This window comes from Glaciimonas soli, assembly GCF_009497155.1.
Lineage (GTDB): Bacteria > Pseudomonadota > Gammaproteobacteria > Burkholderiales > Burkholderiaceae_D > Glaciimonas > Glaciimonas soli.
The window spans coordinates 1113090-1135156 of sequence record NZ_WINI01000001.1 but is presented as its reverse complement, the minus strand read 5'-3'; the positions used below and the strand labels follow the sequence as shown (position 1 = coordinate 1135156).

At 53.1% G+C, this 22067-nt stretch carries 17 protein-coding genes; 13 read left to right on the top strand and 4 right to left on the bottom strand.

What is annotated here, in order from left to right; genetic code table 11:
- Position 1: 1 nt before the first annotated feature.
- From GEV47_RS05195 to GEV47_RS05170, 6 genes are all read left to right on the top strand, one after another.
- Complete coding sequence (locus GEV47_RS05195) at positions 2-1138, top strand: ABC transporter permease (protein WP_407646205.1); 1137 nt, start codon at positions 2-4, stop codon at positions 1136-1138.
- Positions 1135-2136, top strand: a complete 1002-nt coding sequence (gene yjfF / locus GEV47_RS05190) for a galactofuranose ABC transporter, permease protein YjfF (protein WP_153233598.1) — start codon at positions 1135-1137, stop codon at positions 2134-2136. The genes GEV47_RS05195 and yjfF overlap by 4 nt, the downstream gene beginning before the upstream one ends.
- 558 nt (positions 2137-2694) lie before the next feature.
- Entirely contained in the window at positions 2695-3483 is a 789-nt protein-coding gene (locus GEV47_RS05185; RefSeq protein WP_153233597.1) for an SDR family oxidoreductase, read from the top strand.
- A gap of 77 nt (positions 3484-3560) precedes the next feature.
- Complete coding sequence (locus GEV47_RS05180) at positions 3561-4808, top strand: styrene monooxygenase/indole monooxygenase family protein (RefSeq protein WP_153233596.1); 1248 nt, start codon at positions 3561-3563, stop codon at positions 4806-4808.
- Positions 4809-4817: 9 nt separating this feature from the next.
- Positions 4818-5387: a flavin reductase family protein gene (locus GEV47_RS05175; RefSeq protein ID WP_153233595.1), complete on the top strand. Its 570-nt coding sequence runs from the start codon at positions 4818-4820 to the stop codon at positions 5385-5387.
- A 62-nt stretch (positions 5388-5449) separates the two neighbouring features.
- Positions 5450-6232 (top strand): cyclase family protein, encoded by a 783-nt coding sequence (locus tag GEV47_RS05170; RefSeq protein ID WP_153233594.1) that lies wholly within the window; start codon positions 5450-5452, stop codon positions 6230-6232.
- 110 nt (positions 6233-6342) lie between these two features.
- Here GEV47_RS05170 and GEV47_RS05165 read toward each other — a convergent pair whose 3' ends face one another.
- The gene (locus GEV47_RS05165; protein ID WP_228124561.1) at positions 6343-7347 is read right to left on the bottom strand and encodes an AraC family transcriptional regulator; all 1005 of its coding nucleotides are present in this window, start codon (positions 7345-7347) and stop codon (positions 6343-6345) included.
- A 316-nt stretch (positions 7348-7663) separates the two neighbouring features.
- Positions 7664-10048, bottom strand: a complete 2385-nt coding sequence (locus tag GEV47_RS05160; protein WP_153233593.1) for a bifunctional salicylyl-CoA 5-hydroxylase/oxidoreductase — start codon at positions 10046-10048, stop codon at positions 7664-7666.
- A 256-nt stretch (positions 10049-10304) separates the two neighbouring features.
- Between GEV47_RS05160 and GEV47_RS05155 the strand changes: the two genes are divergently transcribed.
- A complete protein-coding gene (locus GEV47_RS05155; RefSeq protein WP_153233592.1) occupies positions 10305-10760 on the top strand; it encodes an acyl-CoA thioesterase in 456 nt (151 codons plus the stop codon).
- 60 nt (positions 10761-10820) lie between these two features.
- On the opposite strand, the gene GEV47_RS05150 is transcribed toward GEV47_RS05155, so the two are convergent.
- Both GEV47_RS05150 and GEV47_RS05145 read right to left on the bottom strand, forming a co-directional pair.
- On the bottom strand, positions 10821-11315 hold the full coding sequence (locus GEV47_RS05150) for a MarR family winged helix-turn-helix transcriptional regulator (RefSeq protein ID WP_228124560.1): 495 nt from the start codon (positions 11313-11315) through the stop codon (positions 10821-10823).
- A 67-nt stretch (positions 11316-11382) separates the two neighbouring features.
- Entirely contained in the window at positions 11383-12285 is a 903-nt protein-coding gene (locus GEV47_RS05145) for a LysR family transcriptional regulator (RefSeq protein WP_153233591.1), read from the bottom strand.
- Between the two features lie 344 nt (positions 12286-12629).
- Here GEV47_RS05145 and GEV47_RS05140 point away from each other — a divergent pair, with 344 nt between their 5' ends.
- From GEV47_RS05140 to GEV47_RS05115, 6 genes are all read left to right on the top strand, one after another.
- Positions 12630-13739 (top strand): porin, encoded by a 1110-nt coding sequence (locus GEV47_RS05140; protein ID WP_153233590.1) that lies wholly within the window; start codon positions 12630-12632, stop codon positions 13737-13739.
- A 32-nt stretch (positions 13740-13771) separates the two neighbouring features.
- Entirely contained in the window at positions 13772-15211 is a 1440-nt protein-coding gene (locus GEV47_RS05135; protein WP_153233589.1) for a purine-cytosine permease family protein, read from the top strand.
- Positions 15212-15286: 75 nt separating this feature from the next.
- A complete protein-coding gene (locus GEV47_RS05130) occupies positions 15287-15850 on the top strand; it encodes a VOC family protein (RefSeq protein ID WP_153233588.1) in 564 nt (187 codons plus the stop codon).
- Positions 15851-16003: 153 nt separating this feature from the next.
- Complete coding sequence (locus tag GEV47_RS05125) at positions 16004-17590, top strand: phytoene desaturase family protein (RefSeq protein ID WP_153233587.1); 1587 nt, start codon at positions 16004-16006, stop codon at positions 17588-17590.
- Positions 17591-18133: 543 nt separating this feature from the next.
- Complete coding sequence (locus GEV47_RS05120) at positions 18134-20413, top strand: thiamine pyrophosphate-dependent enzyme (protein WP_153233586.1); 2280 nt, start codon at positions 18134-18136, stop codon at positions 20411-20413.
- Positions 20406-22001 carry an indolepyruvate oxidoreductase subunit beta family protein gene (locus GEV47_RS05115; RefSeq protein WP_153233585.1) on the top strand — a complete coding sequence of 532 codons (1596 nt, stop codon included), beginning with the start codon at positions 20406-20408 and terminating at the stop codon, positions 21999-22001. The genes GEV47_RS05120 and GEV47_RS05115 overlap by 8 nt, the downstream gene beginning before the upstream one ends.
- The last annotated feature ends 66 nt before the right edge of the window (positions 22002-22067 follow it).

Below are 22067 nucleotides of genomic sequence, written 5' to 3'. Positions count from 1 at the left end.
CATTCCATTGAGCCATGACAGCGTTAAGAAATCTGATCTGGCGGCATCAACAGAAACAAGAACAGGCTACGCACCTTTGAAACAGTTACTGTTATTTTTACGGCATCCTTTGTTCCGGCCACTGGCTGCGCTGGCATTGCTGCTGGTAGTGGATTTGTTCATGATCCCGGGATTTTTCCATCTGGAATGGAAGGACGGACATCTCTATGGCAGCCTGATCGACATCGTCAACCGGGCTGCTCCTTTGATATTGACTGCACTCGGCATGACGCTGGTCATCGCCACACGCGGTATCGATATCTCGGTCGGTGCAGTGGTGGCGATTTCCGGTACCGTCGCCGCCTTGCTGATCGGCGGCACGCTGCAAATGCATAACGGCGTACCGGAATATGTCAGCCGCATACCGATGGTGTGGGCCATCGCGGCGGCGCTCGGAGCGGCAGTCTTGTGCGGCATATGGAATGGGTTTCTGGTTTCCACGCTGGGCCTGCAACCGATCATCGCCACTTTGATCCTGATGGTCGGTGGCCGTGGGTTGGCGCAGTTGCTGACAGACGGCCAGATCATCACGGTTTACTACAAACCGTTTTTCTATATCGGCAGCGGCTACCTGTTTGGCTTGCCGTTCTCCCTGTTTATCGCTGCCGGTGTTTTTCTGGGAGTTACCATTCTCATGCGCAAAACGGCGCTGGGCCTGTTCATTCAGGCTGTCGGCATCAATCCTATGGCCTCGCGGCTGGCGGGTATACGAACCGGGGCACTGATATTTTTCGTTTACATGTTTTGCAGCGCCTGTGCCGGCGTGGCCGGGCTGATGATCAGTTCCAATATTAAAAGTGCGGATGCCAATAATGCCGGTTTGTTGATGGAACTGGACGCTATTCTGGCGGTGACCCTCGGCGGCACCTCTTTGGGTGGCGGCAAATTCAGCCTGGTCGGCAGCGTTATCGGCGCTTTGATTATCCAGACGCTGACATATACGATTTACTCAATGGGAGTGCCGCCGGAAGTTAATATGGTGGTGAAAGCTGTGGTGGTGTTTGCGGTATGTCTGTCGCAATCGCAGGAATTCCACCACTTGATGCCGCGCTTGTTTGGCGGTGCGGGAAAGAACAGTCATTCGACCGGTAAAAAATGATGAAAATACTCCGTTCCCTGCCTGAGTCATCCTACTTCACTTCAATGGTCACAGTTGCGTTGCTGTTCGTAATGTTCGGCCTTGGATCCATCTCTTATACTGGCTTTTTTTCCTTGCAGGTGGTGCTCAACCTGTTGATCGATAACGCGTTCTTGCTAGTGATTGCCATTGGCATGACTTTCGTGATTTTATCTGGAGGAATTGATCTCTCGGTCGGTTCCGTGCTGGCGCTGACCACGATGATTTCTGCTTATATGCTTCAGTCCTGGCACTGGCCGCCATTGTTGGTGATTGCCTGTGTGTTATTGATTGGCGCCAGCTTCGGCGCCGCGATGGGAGCACTGATTCATTTTTTTAAACTGCAGGCATTCATCGTCACGCTGGCCGGCATGTTTTTGGCACGCGGGCTTTGCTATCTGATCAGTATCAATTCCATCACTATCGACCAGCCCTTGTATGTGGCCCTGTCGCAGGGCCGGATTGGAATTTTCGGGGCTTTCGTTTCGCCCAGCGTGCTGATCGCCATGATGATGCTGGCACTGGCCATTTATCTTGCGCATTACACCCGATTCGGGCGCGCGGTCTACGCTATCGGCGGCAATGAGCAATCGGCATTGCTGATGGGCTTGCCGGTCGGACGCACCAAGGTGATGGTCTACGCTTTCAGTGGTTTTTGCGCTGCGCTGGCTGGCGTCTTGTTCTCTTTCTATATGCTGTCCGGCTACGGTTTGCATGCGCAAGGCACTGAGCTGGATGCGATCGCGGCAGTGGTGATCGGCGGCACCTTGCTCACGGGAGGCTATGGTTATGTTGCCGGCACCCTGACTGGCGTCTTGATACTCGGCTTGATTCAGACCCTGATTGCATTCGATGGCACGCTCAGTTCGTGGTGGACAAAAATTGTTATTGGCGTGCTGCTATTTGTTTTTTGCATGGCGCAACGATTGATGTCTTTAGGGGCGAGCAGGAGCGGAACTGCAACGCCCGCGGTCGACTGATAGGCAGGCCGGGTTAGCGTGACAAGTCATGACATCGCTCCTTACGCTAGGAGCGGTGCTTCAGACCCATTTGCCCAACTTTTTTAAAGACGTTGAAGTAAGTACATTAACCCGCTTCTAGCTCCACGCTGATGCGGGTTTTTTGTTGTTTGATATTTTAATGTCGATTTGCATCCGGCTAAATGAAATCGCAATAAGCAACCCGGTGTAGCTTCGGCATCCAGGACGACTTTAGTTGCCGGGTAAAACTCACAGCTAAGCTGTTTTTGAAACCCAATCTTGTCGCTTGTCCTCTTCAATTTCAAGTAGCTCGCAAAATGAGTCGATATAAAAACGTTGATTCTTCAACTTTTTTATGTGGAGTTGGCAGGAAGCACGTTAACTCATGTGACTGAAAAAATTGCCGCTCGTATCCCTATTCGCTAGTGGGCGTGGTTGGTTGCGTGGCCATCAAACCTTTTACTTGCACTTTACGGATAGTGAATGCAGGAACCGGCTAGCCCGCCTAAAGCGAGAGTGTGATTATGCATGCGTGATCAGACAAGTAGAGGGGCGGCTATGAAAGGTTTGCAAGGGAAGACTGCGATCGTTACCGGTGGTGCCACTAAGATCGGCGCAGCTGTTGTCGAGGTTCTGCGGCAGGCGGGTGTCAAGGTCGCGGTGTTTGACATTGATAGTGTCGGTGGTGCCAAGGCGGTCGCGCAGGATGGCGAGGCTACGCGTTTCTGGGCGGTTGACATTACCGATGACGCACAGGTGACACAAGGCGTTGCCAATGTCGCTGCGCACTTTGGGCGGATTGATTTTTTGATCAATCTCGCGTGTACCTACACGGATGGTGGAATCGATGCCATTCGCTCCGATTGGCAGCAGGCGCTCAACGTGAACGTGATCAGTGCCGTGATGATGGCGCGTGCAGTACGTGCCGAAATGGTCAAGGTTGGCGGCGGGGCTATCGTTAACTTCACGAGTATTTCATCTAAGGTTGCGCAGACCGGCCGTTGGTTATATCCGGTTTCGAAGGCAGCATTGGTACAAGTGACGCGCGGCATGGCGATGGATTTGGCGGGTGACCGCATACGCGTTAATTCGGTATCTCCTGGATGGACCTGGAGTCGCTTGATGGATGAACTCACTCACGGTGACCGGGCCAAGACCGATGAGGTCGCCGCCGCTTATCACTTGCTCGGTCGGGTAGGTGATCCGGAGGAGGTTGCTCAGGTGGTGGCTTTCCTGCTTTCTGATAATGCGAGTTTCGTGACCGGCGCCGACTATGCCGTGGATGGCGGTTATTCGGCAATGGGGCCGGAACAAGCAGTTCCGGCAATCCCGCGTTTGATGAGTTAATGGGTTTTGTGTGAATCGAGGAGACACTCGATCGCAAAAGGTAGGACGATAAAAATGACAAACTTAGGAGAAATAACATGCGTCGTATTGCAATCGTAGGTGGCGGGCAGGCAGGACTGCCGTTGGCCTTAGGTCTATTAGCCAAGGGCTATCAAGTGACGGTAGCGACTAATCGCACTCCCGACGACATTCGCGGTGGGCGCGTGATGTCGAGCCAATGTATGTTTGACGCGTCGTTGCAGATCGAGCGTGATCTCGGCATCAACCAATGGGAAAGTCAGTGTCCGACTGTTGATGGCATAGGAATGACGGTCCCACATCCAGAACTGGCCGGTCAAAAGCCGATTGATTGGAGTGCCAAACTTGACCGCCCTGCACAAGCGGTAGACCAACGGATCAAGATGCCGGTGTGGATGGAAGAGTTTGAGAAGCGCGGCGGCAGGTTGCTGATTGAGGACGTGGGAGTGCAGGAACTGGAGCGTCTGGCCACTGATCACGACCTGGTGATACTGGCGGCTGGTAAGGGAGAAGTCGTGAAGCTGTTTGAGCGTGACGCTACGCGCTCCCCATTCGACAAGCCGATGCGCGCGCTCGCCTTAACGTACGTCAAAGGTTTGGAGCCCAAGCCGGATTATTCACGCGTCGCCTTTAATCTGATTCCAGGCATCGGCGAGTATTTTGTATTTCCGGCTCTTACCACCACTGGTCCTTGTGAAATCATGGTATTCGAAGGCGCGCCTGGCGGACCGATGGATTGCTGGCGCGATATCAAGACGCCCCAGCAGCATCTGGCTCAAAGCGTCAAGTTGCTGGAAACGTTTCTCCCTTGGGAGGCCGATCGCGCCAGGCATGTTGAGCTGACTGATGCCAATGGCATCCTGGCGGGCAGCTTTGCACCTACGATTCGCAAGCCAGTACTCACCCTGCCTTCAGGGAAGATCGTGTTTGGTCTTGGCGATGCCGTGACCGTCAACGATCCAATCACCGGGCAGGGCGCGAACAACGCTACCAAGGCCAGTAAGGTTTATCTCGACGCGATATTGGCACGCGGCGAACAGCCGTTCACCCGTGCATGGATGGAACAGACTTTTGAACAATTCTGGAACTACGCGCAGTACGTCGTTACCTGGACCAACACGCTATTGATGCCACCGCCGCCACATATCCTGAATCTGCTCGGAGCAGCGGGCCAATGTCCACCGTTGGCCAGTGCCATTGCGAATGGCTTTGACAATCCACCTGATTTCTTTCCATGGTGGACCGACCCTGTCGCGTGCGCTCAGTTCATTGACGAAAACATGCATGTCACTGAGTCGCTGATCTGAGGAGTTTTCATGCAAACCGCTATCTACAATCGGTCTGCCGTGGCGTCGCCAGCTGACGTCTCTGGTGTCCACGCATTGAAGGAAGGTAACTCCCCTTTGGACGTGAAGGCATTGCGAAATGCGTTAGGTGCTTTTCCTACCGGTATTGCAATCGTGACTACACGCAACGCCTCCGGGCGTGCGGTGGGGTTAACGATCAATTCTTTTGCATCACTTTCGCTGGATCCGCCGCTGGTGTTGTGGAGCCTGGTCAATCGCTCGCCGAGTCTGGCCGCATTCAACGAGAGCGATTATTTCTGCATCAATGTACTTGCCTCCACCCAGACCGAGTTGGCGAAATGTTTTGCGAGTTCGGCGGTGCCGGACAAGTTCCAAAACGTGCAGGCATATGACAGTGTTGAAGGGATACCTGTGATTCCTGGTTGCCTGGCGAGCTTCGTCTGTGCCCGAGAACAAATGCATCCCGGTGGTGACCACACGTTGTACGTCGGTCGCGTGCTGCATTACTTCGTCGAAAGCGGGGAACCTGCAGTTTTCCATCGAGGTCAGTTCACCAACCTGCATCCCTCGCAGTCATGAGCGAGCGCATCGCAGAACATGCGTCAGCCAAACCAAGCCAATCTCGATTCGGAGAAAACAACATGAATACGTCACCCTTGTTACCAGTAATTAATGCTCTTGCTAGCGGCGCACTCAAAATCATTGATTTGACGCAGACACTCAGTCCGCAGACTCCTGTGCTGCAACTTCCGCCGCAGTTCGGCCAATGCGCGCCATTCCAGTTAGAGGAAGTGTCGCGCTATGATGAGCGTGGGCCAGCCTGGTATTGGAATAATTTTTCCTGCAACGAGCATACCGGCACGCATTTCGATGCGCCTGTCCATTGGGTGACAGGCAAGGATCTACCTGAAAATGCCACTGACACTGTGCCGGTGTCGGATTTCCTGGCGCAAGCGTGCGTGATCGATTGCAGCGCTGAAAGTGCGGAGAATAACGACTTTTTGCTGACGATAGCGTTCCTGAAAAAATGGGAAGACAAGCATGGCCGGATTCCCGAGCGCTCTTGGGTGTTGATGCGTACTGACTGGTCGAAACGTGGCACGCCTGAGGCCTACCTCAATATGCGCGAGGACGGCATGCATACGCCGGGTCCAGATCCAGAGGTGGTGCAATGGATGATAGAGGAACGACAGGTATTGGGGTTTGGTGTAGAGGCGATCGGCACTGATGCAGGTCAGGCCCATGCCTTCAATCCGCCATATCCCTGTCATTACCACATGCATGGCAACAGTCGCTATGGGCTGCAATGCCTGACCAATCTCGATCTGCTGCCGCCGCAGGGAGCCTTGGTGTTTGCCGCGCCGTTAAAAATCAAAGGCGGATCGGGCAGTCCGCTGCGGGTGATCGCACTGGTGGTTACCTAGTAGTTGATGTTTAAGCAGGCGAGTTCGGATTGTGGGTCGAATACCACTGGCAAGACACCAGTATTCGGTCAACTATGATACTGACTGGGGGCATTACAATCACATCCCAGTCAGCGTTTACGTAAACTTTCGCTTGGACTTTCGCCGAATCGTTTCTTGTATTCGATGCTAAACCGGCCGAGGTGAGAGAAGCCACATTGCATTGCGATGCATGCGACGCTGGCCTCAGGTTCCGTCGATAAAGCCAACCGCGCGCCGTCGAGCCGCAAGTTCCTGAGGTAGTGCATTGGGCTGACCCCGCAGTGCTCCTTGAAACCCGAATAGAGGCTGCGCAAGCTAACCCCGGCAAGTTGCGCCAGTTGATCTGCACAAATCGGCTCATTGACGTGTTCGCGCAGAAATTCTTCCACTTTGCGCACGTGCTTGGGCAGTACGGTTGTCCGGCGCACCGTCTTTGCATTGGTGAAATTGTGAGGCTGTGCAGAAAGCAGAGTCGAGACGACTAGCTGCTCGATGTTTGCAATGAGAAGTTTGTACTGAATGACATCTATGTCGCTCCCTGCGCATTCGCTGAGGTACAGAAGAAGACACTGCCAGGCACTACAATCTCTCCATCTGAAACTTAGCTGAAACCGCAGTGGGGTGTTTTCCGGGTATCCAAGGTGAGACCAGATCGCGCGGTCAACAAGAGCGCGATCAATGCGTATCATCAACTGGTCGTTATCCGCGCTCCAATGCATCGCTGTGTTCTCAGTAGGACTTAGTACAGAGGCAACGTCTGAATTTGAGTCGACATGTTGATTTCCGCTGTTGATGACCGCGTGCCCAGTGAGAGGCATTTGAATCAGATAGAAATCGTTCAGGAATTCAGGTTGAATATCGACCTCGGCACCATACTTGAGGCGGCTAAATGACACGCCGCCGAAGGCCATGTGATGCATGCGTGAGTTCAGCTGTTGCGAACGACCGGATATCATCAGTTGATGCGGTTTCATTACTTGACCTACCAGATGGCGGGTCAGGTCGAGTTCACGTGACGCGAATAATTGCCGGCCAGGTGCATTGATCAATGCGCCTGACAACACCGATGGGACATTCATTTGACCGATTGCCATTATTTGTCTCCTGCTTCTTTGATCCGGCATGCCGGCAAAGTATTTTTGCGACTCAGCTACCTGACAATTTATTGTGTGCAAATGTTGTGCCAGGTCAGTCTGAGAAACGTTATATTTTTATAGTTGTATTTTGTAGTTCACTTATTTAACGGTGGAAGTTGCACGCAGAGATTACTACGAAAGTGTGATGAATGAAACCTGCCCTAATGGTTTTGGGAATGCATGGCCCTGGACGTCGTGGCAAGTTTGATATTGGGGGAGCCCATCCCAAACGAGACATAACAGGCGCAAATTTCAGCGCCTGTTCGGGGAATGCTTATCTTTCTGTCTTCTGAGTGAGCTGGGTAGCGCGAATCAAGTTGGCTTCGTACTGCTGTTTGGCTAACTGGTAAGGTCGCGGCCACCGCATTGCACGGTAACCGAGTCGCGCAGTTTCATGCAGAGTCCAGGCCGGATCGGCCAAGTGCGGGCGACCGATCGCACATAGATCGGCGCGACCTGAAGCTATGATGCTGTTGACGTGATCCGCCTCGAAGATGGAACCGACTGCAATGGTAGCGGTGTTGGCTTCGTTACGAATCCGGTCGGCAAAAGGAGTCTGGTACATGCGGCCATACACGGGTTTTTCGTGCGGACTGACTTCGCCTGACGAACAATCAATTACATCGGCACCAGCTGCTTTGAAGCGTCTCGCGATTTCCACAGCGTCATCGGGCGTGATACCGCCTTCGACCCAGTCGTGCGCCGAGATCCGTACCGATATTGGTTTGTGCTGTGGCCATTGCCGCCGAACCGCAGCGAATACCTGAAGCGGAAAGCGCAGGCGGTTATCGAGACTTCCACCATAGTTGTCGGTGCGCAGATTGGTCAGCGGCGAAATGAAGCTCGACAACAAGTAACCGTGTCCGCATTGTAATTCCAGCCAATCGAAGCCAGCAGAATCGGCGCAACGGGTTGCGGCAACAAAGTCGCCAACCACGCGTGCAATATCATCAACGTCCATAGCCTTCGGTGTGGCTGATACGCCAGATATATAGGGCAATTCGGATGCCGCTAACAACGGCCAATTGCCCTCTGCCAGCGGTTGGTTGTAGCCTTCCCAGCCTCGTCTGGTCGAGCCGCGCGGGCCCGCATGGCCCAATTGCAGCCCCATCTTGGCAGATGAATTAGTGTGCGCGAAATCGACGATGCTGCGAAACGCTTCCACCTGCGTGTTGTTCCACAGGCCAGGACAACCCAACGTGGCACGCGCTTCTGGAGACACCGCCGTCATTTCCACTATCACCATACCGGCGCCACCTAACGCGCGCGCGCCCAGATGTGTCATATGAAAATTACCTGGTACACCGTCATCACAGCAATACATCAGCATCGGCGGCACCAGCACGCGGTTTTTCAAGGTCACGCCGCGCACCGTGTAGGGCGTCAGCATTGGCGGTATGGGTTGCTCCGATGATTGCCGTGTCTGGCCGGCGCGCATTGCAATCCAGTCTTCGAAACTCTCGACGTAGGCCTTGTCGCGCAGCCGCAGGTTTTCGTGGGAAATACGCTGCGACCGTGTCAACATCGAGTAAGCGAACTGCTCTGGCTCCAGCGTGGCGTAGCGCGCGACATTTTCGAACCACTCCGTAGAGTTGCGGGCTGCGTTTTGAATCTTCAGTACTTCGACACTACGGACTTCGTCATATCGCCGCAAGGCTTTTTCGAGGTGGTCAGCAGGAAGTTGATCGGCTTTTGATTGTTGGCCGTCAAAGCCCTCTATACAACGTGTGAGTTCAATCGCATCTTCCAGCGCGAGTTTGGTGCCAGAGCCGATGGAAAAGTGTGCGGTGTGCGCAGCATCACCCATGAGTACCACCGGAACGTGTCGCGCACCGCCGGGAGCGGGGAGATCGTTCCAGTGCACCCAAGTCTTGCAAATGACTCGCGGAAAGCGGATCCAGTTCGCCGAGCCGCGTAAATGCGTGGCATTGCTGATCAATGGTTGCCCATCAAGCCATGGTGCGAACAGGCGTTCGCAAAAGGCCACGCCTTCTTCCTGCGACATTTGTTCAATACCGGATGCTTGCCAAACTTCTTCCGGCGCTTCGACGATGAACGTTGATGTGTCGTCATCGAAGCGGTAGGCGTGCGCCTGAAACCAGCCGTGTTCGGTTTCTGCGAAAGCAAAGGTGAAAGCATCGAACAACTTGCGGGTTCCCAGCCAGACAAAGCGACAGCGGCGCAAGTCGATATCGGGTTGAAATACATCTGCATAGCGCGTGCGGATACGGCTGTTGAGGCCGTCAGATGCGATTACCAGATCTGCTTCATATTCCAATGCCAGAGCCTGGTCATCAACGACATCGGTTTCGAATACCAGACGGACGCCTACCTGTTCACAGCGGGCCTGGAGAATATTCAAGAGCTTCTTGCGACCAATGCCGATGAAACCATGTCCTCCCGAAGTTATAGTCTTTCCTTTGAAGTGAACATCAATGTCATCCCAACGGTTGAAGGCGGCATATATTTCTTCTGCACTGACCGGATCCGCTTCCCGCAAATTTTCCATCGTGGCATCCGAAAATACGACGCCCCAGCCGAAGGTGTCGTAGGGGCGGTTACGCTCCACCACTGTGATTTCGTGCGCTGGATTACGTAGCTTCATCAATAGGCTGAAGTACAGCCCGGACGGTCCGCCGCCAATACATAGTATCTTCATTTCTCACCCGTTTCATCTATTTAAAAAATACTTTACAACTAAAATATATTTGTAAATAGTTGCATCAGCAAGAAAAAAAACCAGGTTTGACGTGGAAATAAGTGAAGTATATGCAGGCCATATTTTTTATGAATTTGACCAGAACGAAGCATGCTTTTATTCTTGATCGGCATGACATCCCGCGCCGGGCGTGCTGTCCCAGGTTGTTTTCTCCAATAACATCAAGTCTCGGCGCCACATTTTTTTAGGTTAAACCATGAGTATTATCGAATCCCCATCAACGAATCTCTTCAGCAAGATACGTAAAGTACATTTTTCCCATTGCGATCCCGCCGGGATCGTTTTTTTTCCGCGTTATTTGGTGCTGTTGAACGATCTGATTGAAGATTGGTTCAACGAAGCGCTGCATGTCGATTACACGGAATTGATTACGGTACGCAAGATAGGTCTGCCCACCGTACGTCTCGAGTGTGATTTTCTGTCTCCCGGCGCATTCGGTACGACGATCGAGTGGCAATTGTCAGTAGAGCGCATCGGGAATTCGTCGATTGCCTTGGTGGTACATGGACTTGCTGATGGCGTGCGGCGTTTCAAACTGCGCACCGTGTTGGTGACAACAGGCGGGCACCAGGGAGGTTCAATACCGCTTCCGGCTGATCTGCGCGAGGCTTTGCTGCGGTTTCGTGGTGAGCAGGAAAGTAGTGGCGACTAGCCGGATTTGTATCGAAGGCTGCATTACCTGATGCAGCCTTGGTATCACGATCGATTTGGTTTAACGTTCGATTTTTTCTTCGTCATCCGATTGCGTTGCGATTGACAACTGCTGTCGCAGCTCACCAAGCAGCCGATGCAACTGCTCCTGTCGCGCATCGCCCAAACCTGAAAACATGTCAACGACCCAGGCCTCATGTTCAGCGGCGATTTTTTTGAACATGCGACGGCCTTTGGGCGTTAGCCGCACGTGGTAGGTTCGGCGATCGTTGCTGTCGACACTGCGGCTCACCAGACCTTCGCTCTCCAACTCGTTGGTCAGGCCGGTGACGTTGCCGCCGGTGACCATCAGACAACGCGAAATGGCGCTCATCGTCAGTCCTTCGGGATGTCGGTGAAGTTGCGCCAGATAGTCGAAGCGTGCCAATGAAATCCCGGAACGGATTCGCAAATGCTTGCGAACTTCGTTTTCCATTTGGGTGGCGCAGGAGAGCAAGCGCAGACACACTCGTAATGCAAGGTGGTCGTCTGATTCTATGCGTGTTTCAAGACCCATCTCGTTATTCTTTGTTTCGGTTGCGCCGTCTGTTTTCATTGATTTCGGGGATTGATGTTCAGCCATGTTATTCCGCAAGTATGTCGATCAGCAGATTGCGGAACCAGCGATTGGCGTCGCTTTCTTCGAAGTCTGCATGCCAGTGCAGCGTTACCTCGACTTCAGGGAGGGCGACCGGCAGTTCGAATATCGAAAAACTACGGGTACTGTTGAAGTATTTTGCGGCTCGACGCGGCAGTGTCACGGCCCAGTCCGTGCACTGCAAAATTCCAGGTACTGCGCTGAAGTGGGGTATCTGCAATGCGATCTTGCGCTGTATTTTTTGCTCCTGCAGAAAGTCTTCGATCATGCGGTGACTGTGTTCTGTCGATACGACAAAAACATGCAGGAACGCCAGATATTCGTCTATCGTCAATCTGTGGTTGAGCGGGCCGGGTCGTTTTCTGGTCATGCACACGTAGGCTTCATGAAATAGCGGCATGAAGCGTGTCGATGTTTTCAGACTTGGGACGTTGCCAATCGCGGCATCAATCCGGCCGCTACGCAACCCGTCCTCGATTTGCGCCTGGGGCAATTGAACCACTTCTAATCGGATGCCCGGTGCGATGGCAACCAGCCTTTCGCACACCGGTGGCAGGAAAACTATTTCCCCAATGTCCGACATGGCGAGATGAAAAGTCCTGGTACTTTGCGCAGGAATAAAACGTTCTGCGTGACGTAGAGCATCCTGAGCGGCTGACATGACCCGACGAATCGGATCGAGTAGTTCCATGGCCGTTGACGTCGGTTGCATGGTGTTGCCACTACGAACAAACAGCGGGTCATTGAACAGAATCCTGAGTCGTCCCAGCGCATAGCTTACTGCCGGTTGCGAGAGACCGAGACGATTTCCTGCCAGGGTCAGGCTGCCTTCTTCCGTTATTGCGTGCAGAACGCGCAGCAGGTTGAGGTCAATCTCCATGATATCCATCGTATTTATTCCGCAGTAAAAGTTTATCTATTTGACCTATATCATATTGCGCAACTAAACTCAAATCAAGGAAAGTCTGAAGAACTTCCGAACAAACTGAAATTAAAAAATAGTGCACTGAGTTGTTAATTCGTTGACGAATTAAATTCGTCGAAATCAAATCGCGACAAGGAACAAAGCATAACGAGGGTAAAGCCTTGTGCGCATTTGCGACGCTGTAATGGAGTGATTCTCTGCATATTTATTCAACGAATTTTTAACTCAGAGAGCTAAATAGTTCGGTTACAAAGTGATCGACGCCCAACGAGGAGATAAGTAAATGAAAAATAATAGGGGGAGTGCAGATGGAATCTAAGCAGAAGCGCAGGAGTCAAAGAAAACATATCGCTATCATCGCCGGGCTAAGTTTTTTTGCGCCGGTCGCGGCATACGCGCAGAGCAGCGTCTCGATTTATGGGCTCATAGATACCGGGATCGACTATGTTTCCAACGTTGGCGGCAAGAGCCAGGCATCGCTCGGCACGGGTGTTCTGTCTCCGAATTTGTTTGGGTTCCGTGGTAACGAAGATCTGGGAGGAGGGTTGTCGGCCAATTTTGTGCTGGAAGGACAGTTCAACGCTGGCACAGGTGCATCAATCGGCAATCTGTTTGCGCATCAGTCCTACGTCGGACTAACGGATGCAAAATGGGGCAGCGTGAAATTCGGTAGTCAATTAGATTTCATGTTTACGTCGTTAGCCGTGCAACGTTACGGTCCGATGTTCCCCTACGTCTCGTTGCAGAATTTACGCCAGGGGCCGTTCAATGCATTGGGGATTCCCAATCAGCCAAGCGGCGCGTTCGATTTCGATCGTGTCGCAGGTGAGCACTTGTCGAACGCGATCAAATACGAAACACCGGATCTTAACGGTTTCAAATTTGGTGCAATGCAGGCGCTAGGTGGCCAGCCAGGTTCATTCTCACAAAACAGTGCCCAGAGCTTCGGCGCGGATTACTCATACGGTCCGTTTCAGGTTGATGCGGCTTACACCTATGTGAAGTATCCGACTATCAACAATGGAAACTCAGGCATACGTAACTGGGGAATCGGTGGTCGTATGGCCGTGGCACAAGGCTTTGTCGATGTGCTCTACACGTCCACACAGAACACGTTCACCGGCGGGCAGGTCGACGTGTACGAAATCGGAGGAATGTACCCGATTGCGCCGGCGACTCACGTTGTAGCCGCTTATCAGTTCATGAAGGGTAATGCTGAATTGAACAATAACAAGGCCAGTCAACTCAACCTGACGCTCGACTATTCGTTGTCGAAGCGTACTAACGTTTATACCAGTGTGACTTATCAACGCGCAAGTGGCGACAATAACGAGGCTCAGGCGCAGATCATCCTGTCCGGACCTGCAGACGGAAGTAACCAAACGGCCTTTCGCGTCGGTATGCGCCATTTCTTCTGACATTCACACGGTATTTGATTAAGGAGTTCGCGATGAGCGATCAAGATTTGAGTTCTACCATTGAGGACCATGCACTCGAGCAGGTGCCAGCCAGCGCACGTCAGGGCTGGCTGGCTCTGTCGTGGAATACCGCCGGCATCGTTACGACGCTGGTTCAGTTATTCCTCGGTGCGCTGGTGACTTTTGTTGCCGGTTTTAAAATTGCGATTATGGCGGGCCTGCTGGTGACAGTTTGTGGCTCGTTGCTAGGCTGGGCTTGCGGTCATGTTGCGTATCGCTCTGGACTGTCCAGTACGGTCATGTCCCGATATTACGGTTTTGGGCAAAAGGGGTCGATTATTTCGTCCCTTATTTTTGCGTTCATGATCATCGGTTTTCTGGCACTGGAAAACGCGCTGCTCTATCAGGGATTTTTGTTTTATTTTAATCTCGCTGATACCTTAACCACGCGCATCATCATCTATGGATTGCTTAGTGTGGCGTGGGTGTTTCTGACGGCCTATGGCTTTGCACTGGTGGCACGTGTTTCGTCGGTCACACTGGTGCTGTTTCTATTCGTTATAGCGTACATCACCTACGTGGTTGTATCCGGCGTTTCGCATTCTGCCGGTGACTTGACTTCGTACGGATCGCAGTTCCCTACTGAAGTTCTTAAGGGAATGGGCATCGACAGTGACGTCAGCAAGTTCATTTTTTGCGTCAATGTGTTGATCGGATCTGCAGGTGCGTTGGCGCTGGTTGATGCTGATCTCGGGCGTTATGCGCGTAGTTCTCGCGATATCGGCATTGCCGCGCTGATCGGCAACCTCATGATGGACATCCTGATGCTGGGACTGGGCGGTATCATCATGTACGCGGGTATTCCAGCGCTGATCGATTTCTACATGAATACAGGTGGAATGACCCGTGAAGCCGCGGAGAAGGCCACACTGCAAAGCCCTGACAGTATTGCGGCAGCATTCATCGTGTTCGGCGGGGGAATCGGCGCACTGTTGATGGTGCTGGCCCAAGGCAAGGCGCAGGTGATCAACACCTATAGCGCTTCACTCTCGCTATCGAATCTGTTTGACGCGTTTAACTGGAGACCAGGTCGCCTGGTCTTCGTGATCTTCGCCAATCTGATTGGTTTGCTGATGCTCTACGGGCAAATTCTGGCACTCGTCAACTCATGGATAACGATGCTTGGCGTACTGACTACCGCGTTTGCTGGCGTCATCGTAGCGGATTTCTTTATCGTCAGAGGTCTCTTTAAAGGCGGTGAGGCGGAAATCTCGAAGGCTGCGGAAATGGTCAACTGGGCTGGCGTCGCTACGGCAATCAGTGCGGTGCTGATTTCCCATTATGTGTTGAACAGCTATATCCCGGTTGAGTTCTTTTCGACGTTGCTGATCTGTCTGGTGATGTATCCGGTCTTGCGTTTGACTGTGTTTAAACCATCGACTGAATTTCAACGCGCGTTTAGTAAATTCTGATTGCGCGTGATGGCGGCCGTTTGACAACAGATGGCCGCCGTGATGGCATAGTACTTTTTGCAAAGGAATAAAAATATGCAACACACTAGCCTGCCGGGATTGATGCACGTCGACCATGTCGCGCTTACAGTGCCTGACCTTGACGAGGCGGTTCGCTTTTACTGCGACGTCATGGGCGCAACCGAGCTGTATAGACTCGGACCATTTGACGCGCGAGAGTTTCCGAGAATGCCAAATGGCAGAGATTGGACCGACGCACATCTGAACATCGCCGATGCGAGCATGCACTTTGCGATGCTGGCGTTAGGAAAGAATCTGATGTTAGAGCTCTTTCGCTACGAGCGCCCGATCGACGCAGCCACGAAACCACCGCGCAACTGCGATATTGGAGCCAGTCACATCGCTTTGAAAGTCGAAAACCTGGATGTAGCGTTAGCGTTTCTGCGCGAGCGAGGGCTGGCAGTAATGGATGGCCCTATCGTCATTTCCGACGGACCATGTGCAGGTCTGCGCGTCAATTATTTTCTGGATCCGTTCGGTAATCAATTGGAGTTGGTCGAATATAATCATTTGCCGTTTATGGACAAGACTGATGCCCGGCTATATGGGCGTCCGCATTCACTGACTACCGGCAAGTAATCTGGAAAACCCGAAGCAGTGCGTGGAACATCATGCAGGTGCCAAGCACATTGCTGCGGGTCTCGTAGTTCCACATGCGGTAGTCGTCAAGAGCCAGACAGCGCGCATGTAAAAAAATACCCCAAAGTGGGTGCATAAAAAACGGAGATATGGATGCAGAAAGAGACAGATGTGATCATCGTGGGAAGCGGCATGAACTCGCTGGTGTGTGCTGCTTTACTGGCGCGACGCGGTAAGCGGGTACTGGTGATCGAACGCAATGACGAACTGGGCGGCTGCATTCGTAGTGAGGAACTGTTCAAGGGATACACCCACGATATTCTGTCATCGTGGTATCCGCTTTTCGTGGGCAGTCCGGCTTACGCAGAGTTGAAATCGGAATTGCACAGCGCAGGTCTGGAGTTTGTTCAGGGAGACTATTCGACGGGCGTGGTTACTCCCGATGGGCGATCGCTGGCGCTACGCCAGGATCTTCAGGATACGGCATCGCGCCTTGATGCAATTTGCGCAGGGGACGGCAAGACTTTTGCTGCAGCGGCGGAACGACTGTTTGGGGTCGACGCTGCATTGACGTTCGGTTTGCTGGGCAAGAATCCCTATGGATGGGAAATGGCGAAGCTGCTCTGGAATGAGTGGCGTCGTCGCGGTATCGATGGTCTCGCTGAATTCGGGACAAGTTCACTCGAAAGCTTTCGTCGTTGGGGCTCGCGTGATTTGCGTTCGGATCTTGCCCGTGCAGCGATTGCGCCGTGGGCGCTGCATACCGGTATGGGCCCGGACGACGCGTGTTCTGGCCTCATTGCCAAACTGACGTTCGCGGCCGTGGTTGCGAATGGAATGCCTGTTGTAAAAGGCGGAAGCTCTAATCTGATCAAGGCCTTCCGGACGATGATCGAACGGCATGGCGGGACGTTTTTAACCGGCACGAACGTCGATCGGGTGCTGATCGAAAATCGGCGCGCCGTAGGTGTATTTGCAGGTGGTAAAGAATTGCAGGCACGCGAGGCGGTCGTCTGCAATGTTACGCCGACGCAGCTCTACGGTAGCTTATTACCCGATGCGCCGCCAGAATGGCGCGAACGCGCACAAGCATATCGCTATGGTCGTGGCGATATGCAGATTCATTTTGCGCTGTCTTCTCCGCCGGACTGGTGTGATCCTGAACTTGCCAAAGTACCGCTCATTCATCTGACGGAAAACATGGAGGCAGTTTGTATGGCGGTTACCGAAGCCAACAATGGTTTGATTCCTGCACGACCGACCGTGGCAATCGGGCAACCGACTGCCGTCGATCCGAGCCGCGCACCGGCGGGGGGCGCGATTCTATGGATTCAGCTCCAGGAGATGCCATCCCGATTAAATGGCGATGCGCTCGGCGAGATCGAAGTTCCAGCCGATGGTCGTTGGAACGAGGCCGTGCGTGAGCAAGTCGCCGACCGGGTTCAACGTCGAATGGAAAAGGTGATGCCAGGACTTGGGGAGAAAATCGTTGGCCGTCGCGCCTATTCTCCTGCCGATCTGGAGAAATTGAACTGTAATCTCGTTGGGGGCGATCCTTATTCGGGGATATGTTCACCTGACCAGTTTTTCTGGCTAAGACCATTTGCAGGGTCGCGCGGTAAGCGCGGGCATAACACGCCTTATCAGAGTCTGTATCAGATTGGCGCGTCAACGCATCCAGGGCCAGGACTTGCTGGCGGTTCAGGGCTGCTGGTCGCAAATCAACTCAGTCGAGCTTGAACGCGGGCGAGGAGCATTGACGCTGCAAGGCTCCTCAAACCAACTCATCATTGATAACGATTACATTATCGTTAGCGCAGCGCCGGCTATCCTCAAGACAACGAAAATTGCAGTAGTTGTGAATAAGGTTGCCGCGCCACCCCATGCGGTTTGCTTTCATACTTCTGGCTGAATCTGGAAAGGATTCAGCCCAGCCTCTTCCTTCCATTTCCAATTCAGTGAGGCACCTAATCGGCGCTACGAGCTGAGGTGTTTGCGCGTCATGCGCAGGTAGCCTTCATGCAGTGGCGACATGGACCGCCTCAACGTTTTCAGCGTTCCTGTCAGAGTCGGGCCGCCTGTTTTCGTTTTTGCGTGCAAAACCTGTTGCACCTTGAATTCAAGTCTATTGAATCCATCGCATTTATTCCGCAAACAAAGTTCATCTATTTGACTGATGTCATGTAGCACAACTAAACTCAAATGAGCGAATTCGAGACGTGATGCCATGACTGTGAAGTGACTGCGCATCCGCTCGGAACGAATTTATAAAACGGAGATAGCATGGCTGAAAGATCATTCAAGAAGGAAGTACAAAAACTCCGTATCGGAGAGGGCGAAGTGTTTGCCGGCGAAGGAATTCTCGCGGTCACCAAAGCCCTTTTGCAATCAGGAGTTTCTTATGTTGCCGGTTATCAGGGCGCACCCATTTCGCATTTGATGGATGTGCTTGCCGATGCCAGCGATATCATGGAAGAGCTTGGTATTCATTTCGAAAGCAGCGCCAGTGAAGCCACTGCTGCAGCAACATTGGCTGCTTCAGTTAATTATCCTTTGCGCGGTGCTATTACATTCAAGGCCACGGCTGGCACCAACGTCGCATCCGATCCATTGTCCAATCTGGCCTCGGGTGGTGTCACAGGCGGCGCATTAATCATTGTCGGCGAAGACTATGGCGAAGGTTCGAGCATCATGCAGGAACGCTCGCATGCCTTTGCGATGAAGTCACAAATCTGGCTGCTGGATCCGCGGCCGAATCTGCCGTCGATCGTACGTGCCGTTGAAAAAAGCTTCGAGTTGTCGGAAGCCAGTAACACGCCAGTGATGTTGCAGATGCGCATTCGTGCCTGTCACATGCACGGCCATTTTGTCGCTCGCGATAATGTGCGACCTTCATTTACGCTGGCGCAAGCGATGGAGAATCCATCGCGCGACATTAGTCGTATCGTGTTGCCGCCGGCAAGTTTTGTCCACGAAGACGAAAAAATTAACAAGCGCTGGCCAGCGGCAGTCGACTTCATCCGACGCGAACAACTCAATGAATTTTTCGGTGATGAAAGTGGTGACTACGGGTTGATCATACAAGGCGGAATGTACAACACCGTCATTCGTGCGCTACAACTGCTGGGCTTGGCTGACGTGGAAGGCAATACTGACGTGCCACTGTATGTCATGAACGTGGCCTATCCGCTGATTGACGACGAGTTGCGCGGCTTTTGCCAAACCAAGCAGGCGGTGCTCATGATTGAAGAGGGCCAGCCGGAATTCATCGAGCAAGAAGTACATACGAGTCTGCGAAGGGTAGATATGCAGACACGCGTGCATGGCAAGGATATGTTGCCGCGCGTAGGTGAATACACAACCACTGTGGTGTTGAAGGCCTTGGTCAAATTCTTTGATCGTTATCGGCCGGAATTGGCCGCGCGTCAGCTGCTGTCAGAAGGCGTGCGTGCCACACTGGCACCGCGGCCCGTGACCATTCCGGTGCGCGTTGCCACTGCCGCAGAGTTGGCATCTACTGCAGCGACAAAAACGCTCACGGCCCCTGTTGCGGCGCTTCCAATTGCGGTTCCCGCCAGCGTGCCGGCCATTGTGGAAACACCAGTACCGGCACTCGATGTACATCCGCGGCCACCTTCGTTTTGCACCGGTTGCCCGGAGCGGCCGATCTTCACCGCAATGAAATTGGTCGAGCGTGAAATTGGTTCACATCACGTGAGTTGCGATATCGGCTGCCATCTGTTTTCAATTCTGCCGCCATTCAATCTGGGTGCTACCACCATGGGTTATGGACTTGGCTGGGCCGGTGCTTCTGCCTTCAATTCGAGCGAGACCACGCGCCGCACCATCAGCATCATGGGCGACGGCGGCTTTTGGCATAACGGATTGACCAGTGGTGTCGGCAATGCGGTATTCAACAAGAACGATAACGTGCTTGTCATCATTGACAATGGATATTCCGCGGCGACCGGTGGTCAGGATATCCTTTCGTCGAAGGCTGAGAATGCAAGTCGCGTAACCAACATGCCGATTGAAAAGGCGGTGCGCGGTGTCGGTGTCGAGTGGGTTCGCACTATCACTAACACCTACGAAATTTCAAAGATGCGCGACACGCTGCGCGATGCATTGACCACCACGGTACGTGGGCCGAAAGTCATCATCGCTCAGTCGGAATGCATGCTCAACAAACAGCGCCGCATCAAGCCACTGATGCGCAAGCGGACCAGTGAAGGTCATCGGGTTGTGCGAGAACGTTTTGGTGTGGATTCTGACACTTGTACCGGAGATCATTCTTGCATCCGCTTGTCGGGTTGTCCGTCGTTGTCGATCAAGGACAATCCGGACCCGTTACGACGCGACCCTGTAGCTACGGTGATTGATAGTTGTGTCGGCTGTGGTGTTTGTGGCGAAGTTGCGCATGCCGCGGTTCTGTGCCCGTCGTTCTATCGTGCGCAAATTATCGGTAATCCCACGCGCCTCGACAAGTTGACTGCACGCGTCGCGTCTGTGGTCATCGGTTTCTTGCAACGGCGTCTGGCTATCAGGGAGTTGAGCTATGCATGAAACTAAATTTACCGAAGTCAGCTTCGCAAAGCCGGTTGTCAAACCGGCTGATACAAAAATTCGTCCGATCGGTATCGCCATTCTCGCCATGGGTGGGGAAGGTGGTGGCGTGTTGGCAGATTGGATCGTCGATCTTGCTGAGCATGAAGGTTATCCTGCGCAGAGCACCTCGGTGCCGGGCGTGGCCCAGCGTACCGGCACTACCGTTTACTACGTCGAATTCTTTCCGCAGGCTGCAGATGCACATGGTCATAGCGTTGTCCCGGTACTGTCGTTGATGCCGGTACCTGGCGATGTGGACATCGTGATCGCATCGGAATTAATGGAAATGGGACGCGCTGTTCAGCGTGGTTTGGTGACATCGGACAAAACAACGTTGATCGCATCGACCAATCGTGTGTATTCGATGACCGAAAAGAGTTCAATGGGCGATGGCCGTGTTGATCCTAAGCCGTTCATCGAAGCTGCGCGCGCCGCAGCAACGCGCTTCGTTTTTGGCGACTTCGCCGTACTGGCGGAGAAGAGCGGCAGTGTCATTAGTGCCGCGCTGTTTGGTGCACTGGCAGGTACCGGAGCATTGCCTTTCTCGCGTGAGAAATTCGAGTTAGCGATACGTCGCGCCGGTGTTGGTGTCGACAGTAGTTTGAAGGCATTCAATGCCGGTTTTGAACTGGCTCAAAAAGACCCGGTAGATGGCACCGCTGCCATTCGCACCGCTGCGGTTGAACGCACTCAGTCGTTACTCAAAGCGTTGGATGCGCGTATCGCCGCCGAGTTTCCATCGGTCGCGGCGACTGTATTGAAGGCAGGGGTACGTCGCCTGGCCGATTATCAGAACCTTGGTTATGCCGAGCTATACCTTAAACGATTGGCCTCCATCCGCGATCTTGATCGACGTTATGGCGAGAGCGACGCCAGATTGTTGGTCGAAACTGCGCGCTACCTCGCATTATGGATGTCGTATGAAGATACGGTACGCGTGGCGGACCTAAAAATTCGTGCAACCCGCTTTCAGCGAGTCAATAAGGAAGTCAAGGCGAAGTCTGATCAAGTCTTGCATATCAACGAATATTTTCATCCGCGCATCGACGAAATTGCGGACACCTTGCCAGTTTGGCTGGGTAAATTTCTGATGCGTCCAGGTCGTGTGCACAACCTGCTCGAACGCATGACGTCGAAGGGTCGTGTGGTGCGCACCACATCGCTATCCGGCTTCCTGCTGTTGTATGTCGTTGCATCGCTACGTAGTTGGCGTCCCAAATCGTTGCGTTACCAGCGTGAACATGCAGAGATGAATAATTGGTTAGCGCATATCGAGCGCCATGCAGGCTCGCAATATGCTCTGGCACTGGAAATCGCGGAGTGTCAGCGTTTGGTGAAGGGCTATGGCGATACCCATGCGCGCGGTATGCGCAATTTTAAACTGATCGAAGGCTTGTTGCCCCGGTTAGCCGGTAAAGAAGAAGGTGTCAGCCGGATACGCCAGCTTCGAGAGGCAGCGTTGAAGGATGAGGAGGGGATGCAGCTCGCTGCATTGCTGCGCGACTGGAATTGGTCGAACGCAACAGCGGCTGCATCAGCGCACTAAAGCCTTGCGTGAGCGCGCTCGCCTGATTGGGTGCGAACAGCTTTTTGTATTTTGATTGGAGGAAAA

Coding starts and splice junctions, on each gene's coding strand:
- GEV47_RS05125 (WP_153233587.1), top strand. CDS start 16,004: ATGCAGAAAGAGACAGATGTGATCATCGTGGGAAGCGGCATGAACTCG.
- GEV47_RS05180 (WP_153233596.1), top strand. CDS start 3,561: ATGCGTCGTATTGCAATCGTAGGTGGCGGGCAGGCAGGACTGCCGTTG.
- GEV47_RS05120 (WP_153233586.1), top strand. CDS start 18,134: ATGGCTGAAAGATCATTCAAGAAGGAAGTACAAAAACTCCGTATCGGA.
- GEV47_RS05145 (WP_153233591.1), bottom strand. CDS start 12,285: ATGGATATCATGGAGATTGACCTCAACCTGCTGCGCGTTCTGCACGCA.
- GEV47_RS05150 (WP_228124560.1), bottom strand. CDS start 11,315: ATGGGTCTTGAAACACGCATAGAATCAGACGACCACCTTGCATTACGA.
- GEV47_RS05185 (WP_153233597.1), top strand. CDS start 2,695: ATGAAAGGTTTGCAAGGGAAGACTGCGATCGTTACCGGTGGTGCCACT.
- GEV47_RS05155 (WP_153233592.1), top strand. CDS start 10,305: ATGAGTATTATCGAATCCCCATCAACGAATCTCTTCAGCAAGATACGT.
- GEV47_RS05160 (WP_153233593.1), bottom strand. CDS start 10,048: ATGAAGATACTATGTATTGGCGGCGGACCGTCCGGGCTGTACTTCAGC.
- GEV47_RS05165 (WP_228124561.1), bottom strand. CDS start 7,347: ATGGCAATCGGTCAAATGAATGTCCCATCGGTGTTGTCAGGCGCATTG.
- yjfF (WP_153233598.1), top strand. CDS start 1,135: ATGATGAAAATACTCCGTTCCCTGCCTGAGTCATCCTACTTCACTTCA.
- GEV47_RS05175 (WP_153233595.1), top strand. CDS start 4,818: ATGCAAACCGCTATCTACAATCGGTCTGCCGTGGCGTCGCCAGCTGAC.
- GEV47_RS05140 (WP_153233590.1), top strand. CDS start 12,630: ATGGAATCTAAGCAGAAGCGCAGGAGTCAAAGAAAACATATCGCTATC.
- GEV47_RS05115 (WP_153233585.1), top strand. CDS start 20,406: ATGCATGAAACTAAATTTACCGAAGTCAGCTTCGCAAAGCCGGTTGTC.
- GEV47_RS05130 (WP_153233588.1), top strand. CDS start 15,287: ATGCAACACACTAGCCTGCCGGGATTGATGCACGTCGACCATGTCGCG.
- GEV47_RS05170 (WP_153233594.1), top strand. CDS start 5,450: ATGAATACGTCACCCTTGTTACCAGTAATTAATGCTCTTGCTAGCGGC.
- GEV47_RS05135 (WP_153233589.1), top strand. CDS start 13,772: ATGAGCGATCAAGATTTGAGTTCTACCATTGAGGACCATGCACTCGAG.